The sequence below is a fragment of the Oleiphilus sp. HI0128 genome (assembly GCF_001635365.1).
This window is the reverse complement of sequence record NZ_LWGG01001176.1, coordinates 1-1,097: the sequence shown is the minus strand read 5'-3', so window position 1 is coordinate 1,097 and position 1,097 is coordinate 1. Positions and strand designations below refer to the sequence as shown.

At 46.4% G+C, this 1,097-nt stretch carries 1 protein-coding gene; it reads right to left on the bottom strand.

What is annotated here, in order from left to right; translation table 11 throughout:
• Positions 1 to 1,097, bottom strand: a 1,097-nt coding sequence (waaA, locus tag A3763_RS19870) for a lipid IV(A) 3-deoxy-D-manno-octulosonic acid transferase (protein WP_068760395.1), incomplete at both ends; no start/stop codon positions are given.

The window sequence follows — 1,097 nt, the reverse complement described above, 5'->3', positions numbered from 1 at the left end:
CCCCATTTCCTGAGCCCGTTCCGGGTTTGAAAATAGCATTCCGAGCGACTCGAGCAACGCGAGTTCATCTGCCACAATTTCCATACCCTTGGCTTCGACCAGTTGATGACAAATAGCTTCAAAATTAAAGTAATGGGGGCCAATTAAAATCGGCAACCCCAAAGCGCCTGGCTCAATCGGGTTATGGCCACCAATTTCGGTAAATGAACCGCCTATTACCGCAACCTGAGCTGTCGCATAAAAATCCATCAACTCCCCCATGGTATCCACCACAAATACTTCTGCATCGCTGGGAATTTTTTCAAATTCGCTTCTTCGTGCGGTGTTAAAGCCTTGCTTATTTGATTGCTGAAAAGCACTTTCGAAGCGCTCAGGGTGCCTAGGCACTAATACCAGCAAGGCATCGGGAAAGCGCTGCCTCAAACGTTCATGCACTTTTAAAACCAGCTCGTCTTCGCCTTCATGCGTACTCGCCGCGACCCAAATCTTAGGCTTAGCGGGTAAATTTGCGCTCAGGTGAGCGGCTTTTTTAACATGACTATCTTCCACGTTCGTATCAAACTTTACGCTACCCGTTACAAAAATCTTTTCCTTTGCGATATCTAGTGATTCAAATCGTGAAGCATCATTTTCGTACTGGCATAGCACGAGTGACAGATCATTCAACATCCAACCAATAGCGGGTTTCAAGCGTCGGTAGCCTTTTGCTGAGCGCTCTGACAAACGCGCATTAGCGATGACAACCGGGCAGTTTCTTCGCATCACCTGGTGAATCATATTTGGCCAGAGTTCGGTTTCCATAATGATCAGACATTCAGGTTTTACCCGGCGCAAAAACGCCTTCACCATAAAGGGAATATCGTAAGGTGCATAGACATGAAACACATCACTGCCAAAGCGCTTTCTAATTTGCTCGGAGCTGGTTGGCGTCATACTAGTGATAACGATATCTCGGTTTGGAAAACGCCTTTGAATCTCTCGAATAATTGGCTCCGCTGCTAGCACTTCGCCTACGGACACAGCATGCACCCAAATACTTCTATTCAGCTTTGGCGCATTAAAAAAACCAAAACGCTCCATTTTTCTGGCCTTATATT